The sequence below is a fragment of the Novosphingobium sp. FG137 genome, from assembly GCF_057809735.1.
Genome location: NZ_JBMDKN010000001.1, coordinates 1,147,592 through 1,162,739, shown reverse-complemented (window position 1 = coordinate 1,162,739; position 15,148 = coordinate 1,147,592). Strand labels below are relative to the sequence as shown.

General features: G+C 65.5%; 16 protein-coding genes. 2 read left to right on the top strand and 14 right to left on the bottom strand.

Annotation, left to right across the window (positions count from 1 at the left end; translation table 11 throughout):
• The first annotated feature begins 91 nt into the window (after positions 1-91).
• Complete coding sequence (locus tag ACODS2_RS05395) at positions 92-1,345, top strand: glycosyltransferase family 4 protein (protein WP_488997864.1); 1,254 nt, start codon at positions 92-94, stop codon at positions 1,343-1,345.
• Here the strand turns inward: ACODS2_RS05395 and ACODS2_RS05390 are convergent.
• The 11 genes from ACODS2_RS05390 to rpsM all read right to left on the bottom strand — a co-directional run bounded on the left by ACODS2_RS05390 (position 1,339) and on the right by rpsM (position 10,139).
• Positions 1,339-2,112: a sugar transferase gene (locus ACODS2_RS05390; protein WP_488997863.1), complete on the bottom strand. Its 774-nt coding sequence runs from the start codon at positions 2,110-2,112 to the stop codon at positions 1,339-1,341. The two genes, ACODS2_RS05395 and ACODS2_RS05390, sit on opposite strands and share 7 nt — an antisense overlap.
• A gap of 141 nt (positions 2,113-2,253) precedes the next feature.
• Complete coding sequence (locus tag ACODS2_RS05385; RefSeq protein WP_488997862.1) at positions 2,254-2,481, bottom strand: hypothetical protein; 228 nt, start codon at positions 2,479-2,481, stop codon at positions 2,254-2,256.
• Positions 2,482-2,695: 214 nt separating this feature from the next.
• On the bottom strand, positions 2,696-3,502 hold the full coding sequence (locus tag ACODS2_RS05380; protein WP_488997861.1) for an NUDIX hydrolase: 807 nt from the start codon (positions 3,500-3,502) through the stop codon (positions 2,696-2,698).
• 402 nt (positions 3,503-3,904) lie between these two features.
• Positions 3,905-4,228: a Grx4 family monothiol glutaredoxin gene (grxD, locus tag ACODS2_RS05375; protein WP_298164077.1), complete on the bottom strand. Its 324-nt coding sequence runs from the start codon at positions 4,226-4,228 to the stop codon at positions 3,905-3,907.
• A gap of 34 nt (positions 4,229-4,262) precedes the next feature.
• Positions 4,263-4,496, bottom strand: coding sequence for a BolA family protein (locus tag ACODS2_RS05370; protein ID WP_488997860.1), 234 nt, complete (start codon positions 4,494-4,496; stop codon positions 4,263-4,265).
• Positions 4,496-4,819 carry a DUF1476 domain-containing protein gene (locus tag ACODS2_RS05365; RefSeq protein WP_298164081.1) on the bottom strand — a complete coding sequence of 108 codons (324 nt, stop codon included), beginning with the start codon at positions 4,817-4,819 and terminating at the stop codon, positions 4,496-4,498. Before ACODS2_RS05365 ends, ACODS2_RS05370 begins: the two co-directional genes overlap by 1 nt.
• A gap of 110 nt (positions 4,820-4,929) precedes the next feature.
• Entirely contained in the window at positions 4,930-7,224 is a 2,295-nt protein-coding gene (locus ACODS2_RS05360) for a prolyl oligopeptidase family serine peptidase (protein ID WP_488997859.1), read from the bottom strand.
• A gap of 375 nt (positions 7,225-7,599) precedes the next feature.
• The gene (gene rplQ, locus ACODS2_RS05355; RefSeq protein ID WP_298164085.1) at positions 7,600-8,025 is read right to left on the bottom strand and encodes a 50S ribosomal protein L17; all 426 of its coding nucleotides are present in this window, start codon (positions 8,023-8,025) and stop codon (positions 7,600-7,602) included.
• A 116-nt stretch (positions 8,026-8,141) separates the two neighbouring features.
• A complete protein-coding gene (locus ACODS2_RS05350; protein WP_488997858.1) occupies positions 8,142-9,206 on the bottom strand; it encodes a DNA-directed RNA polymerase subunit alpha in 1,065 nt (354 codons plus the stop codon).
• 121 nt (positions 9,207-9,327) lie between these two features.
• A complete protein-coding gene (rpsK, locus tag ACODS2_RS05345; protein ID WP_008065643.1) occupies positions 9,328-9,717 on the bottom strand; it encodes a 30S ribosomal protein S11 in 390 nt (129 codons plus the stop codon).
• Between the two features lie 53 nt (positions 9,718-9,770).
• On the bottom strand, positions 9,771-10,139 hold the full coding sequence (gene rpsM / locus ACODS2_RS05340; protein WP_421839123.1) for a 30S ribosomal protein S13: 369 nt from the start codon (positions 10,137-10,139) through the stop codon (positions 9,771-9,773).
• 393 nt (positions 10,140-10,532) lie between these two features.
• Between rpsM and ACODS2_RS05335 the strand changes: the two genes are divergently transcribed.
• Positions 10,533-11,816, top strand: a complete 1,284-nt coding sequence (locus tag ACODS2_RS05335; RefSeq protein ID WP_488997857.1) for an MFS transporter — start codon at positions 10,533-10,535, stop codon at positions 11,814-11,816.
• Positions 11,817-11,844: 28 nt separating this feature from the next.
• Here the strand turns inward: ACODS2_RS05335 and ACODS2_RS05330 are convergent, their stop codons facing one another.
• From ACODS2_RS05330 to secY, 3 genes are all read right to left on the bottom strand, one after another.
• Positions 11,845-12,867, bottom strand: coding sequence for an SRPBCC family protein (locus ACODS2_RS05330; RefSeq protein WP_488997856.1), 1,023 nt, complete (start codon positions 12,865-12,867; stop codon positions 11,845-11,847).
• A 49-nt stretch (positions 12,868-12,916) separates the two neighbouring features.
• Entirely contained in the window at positions 12,917-13,561 is a 645-nt protein-coding gene (locus tag ACODS2_RS05325; RefSeq protein WP_298171132.1) for an adenylate kinase, read from the bottom strand.
• 70 nt (positions 13,562-13,631) lie between these two features.
• On the bottom strand, positions 13,632-14,999 hold the full coding sequence (secY, locus tag ACODS2_RS05320; protein WP_421839127.1) for a preprotein translocase subunit SecY: 1,368 nt from the start codon (positions 14,997-14,999) through the stop codon (positions 13,632-13,634).
• Between the last annotated feature and the right edge of the window lie 149 nt (positions 15,000-15,148).

The window sequence follows — 15,148 nt, the reverse complement described above, 5'->3', positions numbered from 1 at the left end:
TGTCTCCGAAGCCGACCGGTTAGCGGGCGCGGAAGAGGCGGGGGCGGTGTTAGAACGGGCCCATTCCAACAGCAGGACAACGGGCGCGCGCATGAACCAGCCGACCAACAGCCATCCCGAAATCGTCATCAACGGCCGCTTCCTGATGCAGCCGGTGACGGGCGTGCAGCGCGTGGCGCGCGAACTGACCCGCGCGCTTGACCGGCTGGTGGCAGAGGAAGGCTTGCCGGTGAAGCTGCGGCTGGTGTGTGAACCGGCAGCGCAGCTCGACGATCTGGCGCTGCGTGTCACCACGGTGGAGCGCGCGGCGGGCCGGTGGAGCGGGCGACTGGGCTGGCATCTGGGCGGGCATGCCTGGGAGCAACTGGTGCTGCCGGGCCGGGTGCGCGGGGGGCATCTGCTCTGCCTTGGCAATACTGCGCCCGTCGCCGCCCTTCACAAGCGGCAAGGTGTGACGGTGATGATCCACGACCTTTCCTATCGGCAATTTCCCGGCGCCTACCGGCTGCATTACCGGCTGGGGCACCACTTCATGCTGCCTTCGCTGCTACGCCGGGCGAAAACGATCCTCACCGTTTCGGAGCGGGAGAAAGCCATGCTGGCAGCGCTGCGGCCCGAAGCGCGCGGGCGCATCCGCGTGGCGCAGAACGGCGGCTGGGGCGGCGCAGCCCCGGTGGAGCACGCAATGGCAGCGCAAGGAACACTGCCGGAGGACCAGGGCCCGGAGCCGGGATACCTGCTGTTCGTGGGCTCCCTCTCGCGGCGCAAGAACATCCACGGCGTGCTGGAAGTGGCCGTGCGGCTCGCGCGTGAGGATGGTCTACGCACGCTGATCGTGGGCGCAGGCAGCGATATCCTCTCGCCGGTCACGGGAGATATCCCGGCAGACGTTGCGCATCTGGTGCGCTTTACCGGGCCGGTGACGGAACTTGATGCGCTGGGGCGGCTCTACCGCGATGCGGGCTGCCTGCTGTTCCCCTCGTTCTATGAGGCGAGCCCACTGCCGCCGATCGAGGCGATGCATTTCGGCTGCCCCGTGGTCGTCTCCGCCATTCCGGCGATGACCGAGCGCTGCGGGACGGCAGCGGTCTACTGTGATCCCGATGATGTGGACGACATGGCGGCGGCAGTGCGGCGCGTGCTGGCCGATCCGGCGCCGTATGCAGCCCGGGGCCGCATCCATGCCGCGCACTGGACCTGGCGCGATCAGGCCACTCGTGTGCTGGAAGCGGTGCTGGGCGAAGCCGCGATGAAGGCCAATGAGAATGCCCACCGGAACGTTTCTGGCGATCCGGTGGGCGAAGTTTCAGGAAACGGCATCATCCTGGCGGAGGCCGCTCAGTAGGCTCCCTGGCCGCGCAGCACCGAAGGCACGGTGAGCAGGAGGATGGCAAGGTTGAGCGCCAGCGAGCGCGAGCGGGCGTAAGTGAGATCGAACGCGACGCGGCGGCGGTAGCTCGTCTGGTCCTGCCGCTTGACCTGCCATAGGCCGGTGATGCCGGGCTTCATGCTGCAATAAACCGGGAAGTGGCGGCCATAACGAGCCGCCTCTGCGGCCACGATCGGACGCGGGCCGACGAGGCTCATCTCCCCGCGCAGGACGTTGACGAGCTGCGGCAGCTCATCAAGGCAGCTGCGGCGCAGGAAGCGGCCCACGGGCGTGATGCGCGGATCGCTGCGCAGCTTCTGCGTTTCGGCCCACTCGGCGCGCGCGGCGGGATCCACCTCCAGCAGGCGGGCGAGGCGCGCATCGGCATCGACCGTCATCGAGCGAAATTTGAGGCAGTGGAACGGACGACCGCCCTGCCCCAGCCGCTTGTGCGCGAAAAGAAGCGGGCCGGGATCGAAAAGCTTTATCGCCAGCGCGACGACCAGCAGCACCGGCACCAGCAAGGAGAGCGCCGTGACCGCGACGACAATGTCGAACAGGCGGATGGCTGCGGCATGGCGCGTGGGCGGCTCTGCACGGCGCGGCGGCAGCAAGGGCTGCGCCGGCAGCGGCACAGAGGTGAGTACGCGCGGAGGCGGAGCAGGGCGCGCAGCAGGAGCAAACGCGGGGGCGGCAAGTTCAGATGCCCAGGGCTCGGCCTGGGCTGGCATGAGGCTGTTCACTGCTCAGGTCTCCATCGAGGCCCGCACGCCGGAAATTGGCGGCAGTCGGGTCATGATGCAGTGCAGCGGGGTGCCGGTCAGGCGAGGATGCCCCCGGGACGGTTGGATAAGGATGCTGCGAAGCGGTTGACGCGAACGCCCTCAGGCGAGGTGGCTGGCGCCCCACAGGATGGCTGCCCAGAGCAGCAACGAGCTCGCCAGCGGAAAGGCGAGGCGGAACCAGCCGGGGTAGAGCTGCTCGGCCTCGGCCTCCGGTGGAACAATGAGCTGCACCAGTTCGGCTTGCAATTGGTGCACCGGCGAAGGCGCAGGAACCGCCAGTTCATCGGCAAGTCGGGCCACCGAGGATGATGACGGGGGGGGCGTCATGTGCCTGTGGCGCAACTGCGGACGGCACGACCGAACGGGCAGAAGCAGGACTTTCGGGGCGCGGCTGGACAGCAGGCATGAGGGTTCCTCCGCGCACCAGACTAGCGCTGCGGAGTGAAGCGAGGCTTGCCCGAATCTATGTATTTTTACTTAAGTATATGCAGTGCAACGAAAAATTCATTGCACCGCACAATCGCCTCCAACTTGGAGCAGTCTAGGCTCGGTCTGCCTGAGCGAGCGGTTCGCCATCGACCGGGTAGCCGGCATCGGGGGGAATCAAGAGCCACCGTTCGCCATCGCGCAGTTCGATCCGCGGCGTGACGGTGACGATGGGCGTGGCTAGCGCATGATCCCGTGCGGCCGCGAAATGGCTGAATTGTGCCAGCCGTTCGAGATTGCGGCGGGTGGGGAAGATGATCTTGATCGCCTTCTCGTCGGCAAGGCGCAGCGCCTCGGTCGCGCTGGCCCAGAAGAGGTGGCGATTCTCGGTAGTATCGGCGGTGACTTCGACTGCGCCGGTGCCGAGATCCGCCAGATAGAAGCGCGTATCGAACACGCGCATGTTGCGGTGGCGCGGCCACCAGCGCGCGAAGGGCACGAGCGCTTCGAAATCCAGTTCCCAAGCAAACGCTTCGAGCACATCGGCAAGGCGGCCAGTATCGAGCAGCAGGCGCCGCGCGGCGGCGGCGCGCCCCGCATCGATTGCGCCGACCAGACCAACCGCCAGGCCGGTTTCCTCGAGCGTTTCGCGCACCGCCGTGATGCGGCCAGCGGCATCGGCGGGATCGAGCGAGAGACCGGTTCGGGCCATGAAGGCTGCGGCGAGTTCGAGATCGGCGGGATCGACCTTGCCGCCGGGGAAGACAGTCGCCCCACCTGCAAAAGCGAGGCTGCCCGAACGTTCGACCATCAGGATCTGGGCTGGGCCACCAGCGGAATCGTGGCGGAACACCACCAGCGTGGCAGCCGGAGTGGCGGGGGCAGCGTCGGCGTGTTCGCCCATGTCATCGAGTTCGTCCATATCGCGACCATGCTACAGGGTGCACGGCCTTGCCAAGCTCTGCGGCACCGGTTTGCCGCATTCTCCCCCAAAGTGAGAGGCCCCTGTCGGCAGACTTTACAGATCGCGAACCAACCTGCGCCCGACCTCTGCGGGATCACTTGGTTTTTGGGACGTTTGGCAGTTTGGCACGCCCCATGCATAGTGTTCTGTGTCCTGAGAGTGTCTTCCCAGAGGCGGAACCGTTCCCCCCGGTCTCCCGGTTCCGCCTCTCCAGGCCCCACCGCCTGACAAGCCCCGCGCGCGGATCCACCCCCCACCCGCGCGCGGGGCCGGACGGCCCTCCCCCACCAGCTCCTGAAACGCAAAACGCGGCCCCGCTTGTGGCGGAGCCGCGCTTTGCATTGCGTCAGCGTGGAAGATTCAGGCCTTTACGACCTGTGCATCGACCATGAGCTGGTGAAGCTCACCGGCCTGATACATTTCCATCATGATGTCCGAACCGCCGACGAATTCGCCCTTCACGTAGAGCTGCGGGATCGTCGGCCAATCGGAGAAGGACTTGATTCCCTGACGGATTTCCATGTCCTGCAGCACATCGACCGAGGCATATTCGACGCCAAGGTGATCGAGGATGGCAATCGCCTTGCTCGAGAAGCCGCACTGCGGGAACAGCGGCGTACCCTTCATGAACAGGACGACGTCGTTGGTGCCGACGATTTCAGCGATGCGTTCGTTGGTGGACATGGGCCTAGCCTGCTTTCGAAAGAAGATTTGGGTTTCAGGTGGGGACGCCGGTGGTCACTTGCAAGGCGTGGAGCACCCCGCCCATGCGCTGACCCAGCGCGCCGTAGACAGCCTTGTGCCGTGCAACGCGGCTGAGACCGGCAAACGAGGGCGCAACGACATGGGCGGCATAGTGATCGCCATCGCCGGCGAGATCGGTGATCGTGACCTCACAATCGGGAATCGCGGCGCGGATCAGCGCCTCGATCTCGGCCGCGGGCATGGGCATCAGGCGTCGCCCGTGATCTGGCGGCGCGCTTCGATCGCCTGCTCGGCGAGCGCGGCGCGGATTTCGGCCTCGTCGATCTCGACCTTGGCCATCGTGAGATCGCCCAGCAGCTTGCGCACGACGTCCTCGTCGCCCGCTTCCTCGAATTCGGCCTGCACGACCGCGCGGGCATAGGCCTCCGTCTCGGCGGCATCGAGGCCCATGCGCTGCGCCGCCCAGTGACCAAGCAGCTTGTTGCGGCGGGCCTGGATGCGGAACAGGGTATCTTCATCGTGCGCGAACTTGGCTTCCTCGGCGCGTTCACGGTCCTGGAACGAGGTCATGGCTGGTCTTTCCTGTGGCTCGTGCCCGCCTTGGCGGCGGGCTGCTTCAATCCCGAGGGATAGTGGCGCGCGCGCATGGCTGCAAGGGCGCTTGGCGCGAAATCAGCGCTCTATTCAAGAGCCAGCCCCGTCCACCTGGCGAGGAAGGCAAGCACGTCGGCGCCGTTGGCGATGACCTTGTCGACCGGCTTGCCGGGACCGTGGCCGGCCTGCGCCTCGACCCGCAGCAGATGCGGGCGCGCGCCGAGATCGGCCGCCTGCAGCGCGGCGACATATTTGAAGCTGTGCGCAGGCACCACGCGGTCATCGGTGTCGGCGGTGGTGACGAGAATCGCGGGGTAATCCGCGCGGGGGCGGATGTTGTGATAGGGCGAATAGGCGCGCAGCACGCGCCAGTCCGCCTCGCGCGAGGGGCTGCCGTAGTCATCCACCCAGAACCGGCCCGAGGTGAACCGGTCGAAGCGCAGCATGTCCATCACGCCGACATCTGGATTGGCAGCGGCGAAGAGATCGGGGCGCTGGTTGATGACGGCGGCAACGAGCATGCCGCCGTTCGATCCGCCCTGAATGGCAAGCCCGCCCTTCGCAGCGATGCCTTCCTTGAGGAGGTATTCTCCGGCGGCAATGAAATCATCGAAGCTGTTCTGCTTGTTGCCGAGGCGCCCTGCATCGTACCACGCGCGTCCGAATTCCCCGCCGCCACGGATATTGGCGAGCGCGAAGACGCCGCCTGCCTCAAGCCAGGCCATGCGCACCGCCGAATAGCCCGGCGTGAGCGCGACATCGAAGCCGCCATAGCCATAAAGGAGCGTGGGCGCCGCGCGGCTTGCGGCCGCCAGGCTGCGCTTGCGCACGACGTACATCGGCACCCGCGTACCGTCCTTCGAGGGGAAGCTGCGCTGCTCGACGATATAGTCGTCAGGATTGAACTGCAGGCGCGGGACGGCAAACGGCGTGGCCGTGCCGGTGCGCATGTCGAGCCGGAAGATCGAGGGCGGCTGGTTGAAGCTGGAGAACTGGTAGAACGTCTCCGGATCTCCCGGACGGCCGCCGAAGCCGCTCGCCGCACCGATCGCGCCAACGGTGATGGCCCGCTTGGGCCTGCCCTTGAGATCGGTGACGACAGCATAGCTGGAGCCGTGCTGGAGATAGGAGAGGATCAGCCGGTTCCCGACAATGCGGCCGGCATCGAGCGTATCATCCTTCTCGCCGATCACGTCGCTGATTGCGAAGCCGCCCTTCCCGCCGCGATCAAGATCGACACGGACGAGGCGGTAATGCGGCGCGCGGGCGTTGGTGATGAACCAGAGGCGATCGCCGACGCCTTCGACGAACTTCCAGTCGTCGGTCATTTCTGGCGCGATGGGAACCGGGGTCCAATCCTGCGCCTTCCCGCGCGCGAGGGAGATCACCTGCACGGTGCGGCGCGGGAGCGTGCTGGCAGAGGACAGGATCACCGCCCAGCGGCCATCCGACGAGACCGAAACGCGGTGGTTCCAATCGCGGTGATCGGGTGTCGCGAACACGCGCATATCCGCGCTTTGCGGCGTGCCAACGCGGTGGAACCAGATAGCCTTGTCGAACACTTGCGCGCGGTAAGCCTCACCCGCTGGCGGCTCCGGATAGCGGGCATAGAGGAAACCGGCATCGCCGACCCAGCCAATCGCGGTATCGTTGGCCCATTCGAGCCGCTCATCGAGCATCTTGCCGCTGGCCACATCGACGACACGGACCGTGCGCCAATCGCTGCCATCGCGCTGCTGGGTAAGCGCAACGAGATTGCCGCCCGGCGAAGGAACCCAGGCATCGAGGGTGCGCAGGCCCTCCCCGGCCTTGGCGTCCCATGTATTCGGATCGACCAGAATGCGGCCCTCGCCATCCAGCCCTTCGCGCACCTGCAGCACGGCCTGATTCTGCAGCCCGCTGTTGCGCGTGTAGAAGTAGCGGGTACCCGCCTTGCGCGGCAGGCTGTAGCGTTCGAAGGCGAAGAGGCTGCGGATCTTGTCCCGCAGCGCATCACGGCCGGGCAACTGGGCGAGATAGGCGGAACTCGCGGCGTTCTGCTGCGTGACCCATGCGGCCACTTCGGAGCTGGAGCGCACGTCCGCCTCGAGCCAGCGATAGGGATCGGCCAGATCCTCGCCGAACTGGCGCTCGATCAGGGAATCGCGGCGCGTGGGCGGATAGTGCGGGACGGAAAGGGTGGTGATGCCAAAGACGTCAGGGGCCCGATCCGGGCTGCGGTCGGAGGCAGAGGGCTGCACGGCCTGCGTGCCGGAATAGGTGGACGGGCCGCGAACCGGCGCGACCAGCGCCTCGGCCTCCTCACGGGCCCTGATACCCGGAGCCGGCAGCAGCGCTGCCAGAACCAGGACCGCCCTGCCGATCCTTCCCGCGATTTTCATGCTTTTATGGGAGGGGTTTAGCACCTCGGAGGGGCAGAGGGCGAGAGCGAAATTGTACTAGGCCGGACGCAAGCGTTTGGCAGGATTTCGGGGGTGTTTGGAGCCGACGGCAGGCATTGTGCAGTGCGGCCACGACTTGCTAATGCTTGGAAGAGCGATGACGCGGTACCCCCGATCCAATACGCGAAGCCAATCCAACGCCGCTCACCCTGAGCTTGTCGAAGGATGTTGGCGCGACGGTAGCGAAAGCTGCTTCGACAAGCTCCGCATGAGCGGGATGGAGGTCGATCAATAAGCCGGGTCAAAGGCACCAAAATGAAAAGGGCGGAGCCTTGCGGCCCCGCCCCAGTTAGTCCCTTGCGGGATCCGGCAGCCTCAGGCTGCTTCGTATTCGTCCTCGTCCGCGGTCAGCACCGGGCCGGAATCGAGACCCTTGGCGCTGGTGTCGCGATCGACCAGCTCGATCACGGCCATCGGAGCAGCGTCCGAGGCGCGGTAACCGGCCTTGATAATGCGGGTGTAGCCACCGGCGCGGGCGGCATAGCGCTCGGCCAGGGTGGTGAAGAGCTTGCCGAGCTGCGCGTCGTCCAGCAGGCGGGCGTGCGCGAGGCGGCGGTTCGAAAGGCCGCCATGCTTGCCCAGCGTGATCAGCTTTTCGATGTAGGGGCGCAGTTCACGTGCCTTGGGCAGCGTGGTGGTGATCTGTTCGTGCTTGATGAGCGCGGCCGCCATGTTGCGCATCAGCGCGCGGCGGTGCGAGGATGTACGACCCAGCTTGCGCTGGCCCAGCTTGTGACGCATCGGTCTTCTCCGTTCGTTAGGGGCCCGTATCAGGTAGCCCGTACCAGGCGGCTGTCAGGGTCGCCGCCAAGAACCCGTTGGGGCACGCCCTTGCGGAACGCGCCCCCAATTCCGAGTTAGCCGAGCAGTTCCTGCTCAAGCTTCTTCGCCATCTCTTCGATGTTCTCGGGCGGCCAGCCAGGGATGTCCATGCCGAGGCGCAGACCCATCGAGGAAAGCACTTCCTTGATTTCGTTGAGCGACTTGCGGCCGAAGTTCGGCGTGCGCAGCATCTCCGCTTCGGTCTTCTGCACGAGATCGCCGATGTAGATGATGTTGTCGTTCTTGAGGCAGTTGGCCGAGCGGACCGACAGCTCGAGTTCGTCCACCTTCTTGAGCAGGTAGCGGTTGAGCTGGTTCGCGTCGCTTTCCTCGGGCGTGTGGACGGTCATGCCGCCACCCATCGCCGGCGCATGGCCGGTGGGCAGCTGATCGTCGAAGTGCACGAAGAGCGAGAGCTGGTCCTGCAGGATGCGCGCCGCATAAGCGACCGCGTCTTCCGGCGTGACGGTGCCGTCGGTTTCGACCATCAGGCTCAACTTGTCGTAGTCAAGCTCCTGGCCGATGCGGGCGTTGTCGATCTTGTAGGAGACCTGGCGGACCGGCGAGTAGAGCGAATCGACCGGGATCAGCCCGATCGGCGCATCGACCGGACGGTTCGACACGGCAGGGACGTAGCCCTTGCCGGTGTCCGCCGTCAGTTCCATGTTGAACGTCGCGCCCTCGTCGAGGTTGCAGATCACGAGGTCCTTGTTCATGACCTCGATGTCGCCGCTAACCGCGATGTCGCCCGCCTTCACTTCGCCCGGGCCGGTGGCCGAAAGCTGAAGCCGCTTCGGGCCTTCGCCCTGCATGCGGATGGCGATCTGCTTCACGTTGAGCACGATGTCGGTCACGTCCTCGCGCACGCCGGCGAGCGAGGAGAATTCATGCAGCACGTTCTCGATCTTGATCGAGGTGACGGCCGCGCCCTGCAGCGAGGACAGCAGCACGCGGCGCAGCGCGTTGCCGAGGGTGAGACCGAAACCACGCTCGAGCGGCTCGGCGACAAAAGTCGCGCGGCGCTTCGAATCGTTGCCGGGCTTGATCTCGAGGGAGTTGGGCTTCTTCAGTTCCTGCCAGTTCTTGATGTTGACAGTCATGGAATTCCCCTAGGGTTATCGGAGGAGACCGGCGATTGGCGACGAGGCCAATGCCGGTCAGAATATCGGGCGGGCGTGAAACGCGGGACGCGCCCCGCGCTTTCGCCCGCCAAAGGCAGGATCAGACGCGGCGGCGCTTGGAAGGACGCACGCCGTTGTGCGGGATCGGCGTCACGTCGCGGATCGCGGTGATCGTGAAGCCGACCGCCTGCAGCGCGCGCAGCGCGCTTTCGCGGCCCGAACCGGGGCCCTTCACTTCGACTTCGAGCGTACGGACGCCATGTTCGGCGGCCTTCTTGCCTGCGTCGTCAGCCGCAACCTGCGCGGCATAGGGCGTCGACTTGCGGCTGCCCTTGAAGCCCATCATGCCGGCGGACGACCACGAGATGGCGTTGCCCTGCGCGTCGGTGATGGTGATCATGGTATTGTTGAAGCTGGCGTTGACGTGCGCGACACCACTGGTGATGTTCTTGCGCTCGCGCCGCTTGATACGCTGAGGTTCCCGGGCCATTGTACTGAAATCCTGTCGAGAAATTGTGCTGAGAAGTCGGGACTAAAGCCGCCTTACTTCTTCTTGCCGGCGATCGCCTTGGCCTTGCCCTTGCGGGTGCGGGCGTTGGTGTGGGTGCGCTGACCGCGAACGGGCAGACCCTTGCGGTGACGCAGGCCGCGGTAGCAGGCCAGGTCCATCAGGCGCTTGATGTTCATCGCGGTTTCCCGGCGAAGATCGCCTTCCACGGTGTGATCGGCGTCAATCGCTTCACGGATCTGGAGCACTTCGGCGTCCGACAGATCCTGCACGCGGCGAGCATGATCGATACCGAGCTTGTCGGCGATCTGCTTGGCCTTGTGCGCACCGATTCCGTGAATGTAGGTCAGCGCAATGATCACGCGCTTGTTGGTGGGGATATTGACCCCGGCAATACGAGCCACTTGTTTCTCCATGCTCCACAGGGCGAAGGCGGCAGCGCTGAAAGCGCCGGGCCAAACCCCATCTCATCGCGATTCACCCGGTTGCACGAAAGCAGCCTCGCCAGAAGAAACCCAAGAAAATCATGGATTCCCAACCGACGCAAAAGCCCTTGCCGTATCGAGTGAATGGCGCGCTTAGGACGATTCGAATTAAGCGTCAACCACTAAGACGCGCCAAAGCGTGGCCCGCGCGCCTTTAAGGCACGGCCGTGCAATGATGATGCGGATTATACCGTATTGGCCGGACAAGGTCAAAGGTCTCTGCTGGATCGGATCAATCTGATGGTCCCGCCTGCTTGTTGTTTCGACCTGCCCTGCTAGCGTTGCGGCGGGACAAGGCGGGGGCGATCGTGCATGGCGGCTGAGGTGAACGAGCGTACGCTGTTCCGCAAAATTGCCTGGCGCACGCTGCCGCTGATCCTGCTGAGCTATTTTGTGGCGGTGGTCGATCGTTCGAACATCAGTTTTGCCGCCAAGACGATGAATGCCGACCTCGGCTTCAGCGAAACGATCTACGGGATTGGCGCCTCGGCCTTCTTCCTCGGCTATTCGCTGCTCGAAGTGCCGTCCAACTTGCTGCTTGCGCGGTTCGGAGCGCGGGTCTGGCTCGCGCGGATCATGCTCACCTGGGGGCTGATCTCGATCCTCACCGCCTTCGTCCACACGCCCTGGCAGTTCTATGCGATGCGTTTCGCGCTGGGCGTAGCGGAGGCGGGCTTCTATCCGGGCGTGATCCTCTACCTTTCCACCTGGTTTCCGGGCGAGCACCGCGCCTGGGCGATCAGCCGGTTCTACATAGCGCTGCCGCTTTCCTACGTGGTGATGGGCAGCATTGCCGCACCGCTGCTCGCGCTCGACGGGGCGATGGGCGTTCAGGGCTGGCAGTGGCTGCTGATCGTGGAAGGGGTGCCGTCGGTGCTGCTCGCGCTGGTGCTGATCGCCGCGCTGCCAGACCGGCCGGAAACCGCGCCGTGGCTGACTGATGCGGAACGTGCCTGGCTGAACGGCGTTTTGCGGCGCGAGGCGGCAGCTGCGGGGGCGCCTTCACACAACCTCCTCCGCGCGCTGACCAATCCGTTCGTGCTGCTGCTGGGCGGGGCCAATGCACTCAACTACGTCGCGATCAACGCGATCGTGTTTTCCGCGCCCAAGCTGCTGGCACAAGGCACCGGGCTCGATACGGCGGGCGTGGGCCGGGTAGTCGCAGTTGGCGGTGTCGCAATCGCGCTGGGGCTGCTGTCGGTGAGCGCACTGGCGGGGCGGACCACCGCGCGTACGCTGGTGACGTATGCAGGTTTCATGGTGCTGGCGGCGGCGGGGCTGGCGCTGCTGTGGCTGGGCGGATCAGGCGCGAGCACGATCGGCGGCTACGTGGTGTTCATCGCGGCCGCGCAGACAGCCGGGATGCTGCCGCTGGCAGTAATCAGCCGCCTGATCCCCGAGGGCGACCGGCCGGCGGGCCTCGCCATGGGCAACACGATCTCGCAAGGGGGCGCGTTTTTCGGTCCGATCACCTGGGGCGTGCTGGCCGATGCGACGGGGAGCTATGCCACGGGTGTGGCGCTGCTGATCCCGATTTCCCTCGCCGCGGCAGGCGCTGCGCTGGTGGCGCGGGCGCGGAGCATGCGGCTGGGGTGACCCGCTTCAGCGCCGTGTTTGCCCGCGATCAAGGAGCGGGCGCTGCCCCCAACGCCGCATCGAAGGCGGCATTGGCATCGCGGTGGGCATCGGCCTCCGGATCAGGCGCCTTGGCGGCAGGTTTGGTCGAAGGTTTGGTCCCCGGCTTGGCGGCAGCCTTTGCCGGCGTCTTGGCAGGGGCTTTTGCAGGCGCAGCAGCGGCAGACTTTGCAGGCGGCAGATAGCCCGCCTTGACCGGCGCCTTCGTGGCAGGTGCTGGAGTCGCGGCGGTTTTGGTCGCGGCAGCGGCGGGTGCGGGAGCAGGTGCTGCGTCAGGCTTGGGAACCGGCTTTGCCTCAGGCTTGGCCGCGCCCTTTGGCGCAGGCTTGCCGCCTTTGGGCGGCAGGCTGAACGTTTCCGCACCCTTGAGCGGCGCGACTGGTGGCGCGGGTTCGTCCTTGGCTGCGGCATCGCCTTCCGGCGCGGGCTTCGGTGCCGGATCGGCAATCGGACCAAGCTTGCCGGCAAGGCTGGCGAGCTGCGCTGTCAGCATGCGATCCACCGCGGGCGCGATCTCGTCGACCTTGTAGCGCATGAAGCCGCCAACGACATACTCGAACAGGATGCGCGAGCCCTTTTCGGTAGGCTTCACCGTGATCGTCATCGTCGCGGAAAGCGCCTCGCTCTGCAGGGGGCCGAGCGCGCCGACGAGGCGCATCGCGCGGGGGGGCTCGATATAGATCACGCGCATGTGCTGTACGCCGCCGGGCTTCTGGGTCGTTGGAGCGCCATCGGGGCGCGGCAGGACTTCGCAGAAGCAGCCGCCGACTTGCGGATCGAGGCTGAGGTTCGCCGCATCGCCCGAAAAGGTGTGCTGGCTCTGCCACCATTGCGCAGGGCTGAGGACGGTTTTCCACGCCTCGGCGGGCGGCGCGGAGACCTCGCTGGCGAGGCGAACGACGAAGCCCGTCTCGGTGCGGGAGACGACCTCGGCATGGGCGGCAGGGGCAGCAAGGGCGAGCCCAGCCACGATGAGGCCCATGCCCCATAGCCCACGCCCGATGTCCCGCATGTCCAAAACCCCCGCCTTTGCACCTGAATAGGTGCCCCGACGTAAGTCTTTATACGAGAATGGCCTCGATGGCACCCGTCACGGCGTCCATATCCGCCATTCCGTCGACGCGGGCAACGATGCCGCGCGTTTCGTAGATGGGGAGGATCGGCGCGGTCTTGGCGCGGTATTCGGCCATGCGCGTGCGCACGGTTTCCTCGTTGTCGTCCGGGCGGCGCTTGAACTCGTGGCCACCGCACTTGTCGCAAGTGCCTTCCACGGCGGGCTTCTCGAACGTGTCGTGATAGCCCTTGCCGCAAGTGGCGCAGGTGTAGCGTCCGGTGATGCGTTCAACGAGCGCGTCTTCGTTCACCTCGAGCTCGATCACATGATCGAGCGTGCGGCCACGCGAGGCGAGAATGGCATCAAGCGATTCCGCCTGCGGCGCAGTGCGCGGGTAGCCATCGAAGATGGCGCCCATACCGGCGGGCATGGCATCGAGTTCATCGCCGATGAGAGCCGAAACGATCTCGTCCGAGACGAGCTCGCCCGCTTCCATGACGGCCTTGGCCTTGAGGCCGACCGGCGTGCCCGCCTTGACAGCGGCTCGCAGCATATCGCCAGTCGAGAGCTGCTTCATGCCATGCCGCTCGACAAGCCGCTGCGCCTGGGTACCCTTGCCGGCTCCCGGCGGCCCCAACAGGATGATGTTCACGCCTGCAATCCCCTCTTAACCGCCCGCCTCACCGTCCGACCCTGCTCAAGGCAGAGGTGCGGACCGTCGTTCAGCGCGTGCGCCCCTTAAGCTTGGCCTTCTTGATGAGGTCGCCATACTGGTGCGCCAGCAGATGCGACTGGATCTGGGTGATCGTATCCACGGTCACGTTGACCACGATGAGCAAGCTGGTGCCGCCGAAGAACAGCGAACCCATGCCGGTTTCCGCCATGATCGCCTCGGGCACCACGCAGACCGTGGTGATATAGGCCGCGCCCAGCACGGTGATCCGGGTCAGCACGTAATCGAGATACTTCTCGGTGTTCTTGCCGGGACGGATGCCGGGAATGAACCCGCCATTGCGCTTGAGGTTGTCCGCCGTCTCTTCCGGATTGAACACGATCGCGGTGTAGAAGAAGCTGAAGAACAGGATCCCGAGCGCATAGAGGATCATGTAAACGGGCTTGCCGTGGCCGAGGTACTGGTTCAGCCCGACGATGACCTGGCCCATGGTGCTATCGGGCGAGACCGAGCGGCCGGCGAACTGCGTGATCGTGAGCGGCAGCAGCAGCAGCGAGCTGGCAAAGATCGGCGGGATCACGCCTGCGGTGTTGAGCTTCAGCGGCAGGTGGCTGCGGTCTGCTGCCATCATCCCGCGCTGGGTGACGCGCTTGGGATACTGGATCAGCAGGCGGCGCGAGGCGCGCTCGAAGAAGCAGATGAAGATCACGACGCCAACGAGCAACAGGACGATGCCGGCGATGAAGATCGGGCTCGTCGCGCCGGTGCGGCCCTGCTCGAACAAGTTGCCGAAGAACGTGGGCATCTGCGCAACGATGCCGGCCATGATGATCAGCGAGGTGCCGTTGCCGATGCCGCGGCTGGTGATCTGCTCGCCCAGCCAGAGCAGGAACATGGTGCCGCCGATGAGGCTGATAACCGCACCAACGCGGAACAGGTAGCCGGGATCGACCACCGCCTGCAGGCCGCTCGAGGCGCTGAATGCCTCAAGCCCGACGGCGAGGAACCAGCCCTGGATCGCGGTGAGGAATACTGCGCCGTACCGGGTGTACTGGTTGAGCTTCTTGCGCCCGCTTTCGCCTTCCTTCTTGAGCGCGGCAAGCGCGGGATGGAGCGAAGACGCGAGCTGCACCACGATCGAGGCGGTGATGTAGGGCATCACGCCGAGCGCGATGAGGCTCATGCGCTGCAGCGAACCGCCCGAGAAGGCGTTGAAGATATCGAGAACACCGCCCTGTGTGCGCTTGTAAAGCTCTTCCAGGATCATCGGGTTGACGCCGGGCAGCGGCACGAAGCTCATGAAGCGGAACACGACGAGCGCGCCCACAGTGAACCAGATGCGCGACTTGAGTTCGGTCGCCTTCGAGAAATTGGCCAGGTTTAGCGTGCTGGCGATGTTGTCGGCGCGGGATGCCATGTTCGGGTTTCAAGCCTTGCTGCTGGGCTGACTGCAAGCGATGCCGCAGTGCCTATGTGGCTAGCCCATATAGGGAGGGTTCGGCAATGTCGAACCCCCGTTCAGCGATTTATCGGCGCGGGAGGGCCGAAACGCAAACGGGGGCCAGG

What these genes read in the sequence shown, in the direction of transcription:
- grxD (WP_298164077.1), bottom strand. Translation starts at nt 4,228, where the DNA reads ATGTCCACCAACGAACGCATCGCTGAAATCGTCGGCACCAACGACGTC.
- ACODS2_RS05385 (WP_488997862.1), bottom strand. Translation starts at nt 2,481, where the DNA reads ATGACGCCCCCCCCGTCATCATCCTCGGTGGCCCGACTTGCCGATGAA.
- ACODS2_RS05395 (WP_488997864.1), top strand. Translation starts at nt 92, where the DNA reads ATGAACCAGCCGACCAACAGCCATCCCGAAATCGTCATCAACGGCCGC.
- rplQ (WP_298164085.1), bottom strand. Translation starts at nt 8,025, where the DNA reads ATGCGTCACAAGCTGGGCCAGCGCAAGCTGGGTCGTACATCCTCGCAC.
- rpsK (WP_008065643.1), bottom strand. Translation starts at nt 9,717, where the DNA reads ATGGCCCGGGAACCTCAGCGTATCAAGCGGCGCGAGCGCAAGAACATC.
- ACODS2_RS05380 (WP_488997861.1), bottom strand. Translation starts at nt 3,502, where the DNA reads ATGGACGAACTCGATGACATGGGCGAACACGCCGACGCTGCCCCCGCC.
- ACODS2_RS05360 (WP_488997859.1), bottom strand. Translation starts at nt 7,224, where the DNA reads ATGAAAATCGCGGGAAGGATCGGCAGGGCGGTCCTGGTTCTGGCAGCG.
- ACODS2_RS05370 (WP_488997860.1), bottom strand. Translation starts at nt 4,496, where the DNA reads ATGCCCATGCCCGCGGCCGAGATCGAGGCGCTGATCCGCGCCGCGATT.
- ACODS2_RS05350 (WP_488997858.1), bottom strand. Translation starts at nt 9,206, where the DNA reads ATGACTGTCAACATCAAGAACTGGCAGGAACTGAAGAAGCCCAACTCC.
- secY (WP_421839127.1), bottom strand. Translation starts at nt 14,999, where the DNA reads ATGGCATCCCGCGCCGACAACATCGCCAGCACGCTAAACCTGGCCAAT.
- ACODS2_RS05335 (WP_488997857.1), top strand. Translation starts at nt 10,533, where the DNA reads ATGGCGGCTGAGGTGAACGAGCGTACGCTGTTCCGCAAAATTGCCTGG.
- ACODS2_RS05365 (WP_298164081.1), bottom strand. Translation starts at nt 4,819, where the DNA reads ATGACCTCGTTCCAGGACCGTGAACGCGCCGAGGAAGCCAAGTTCGCG.
- ACODS2_RS05330 (WP_488997856.1), bottom strand. Translation starts at nt 12,867, where the DNA reads ATGCGGGACATCGGGCGTGGGCTATGGGGCATGGGCCTCATCGTGGCT.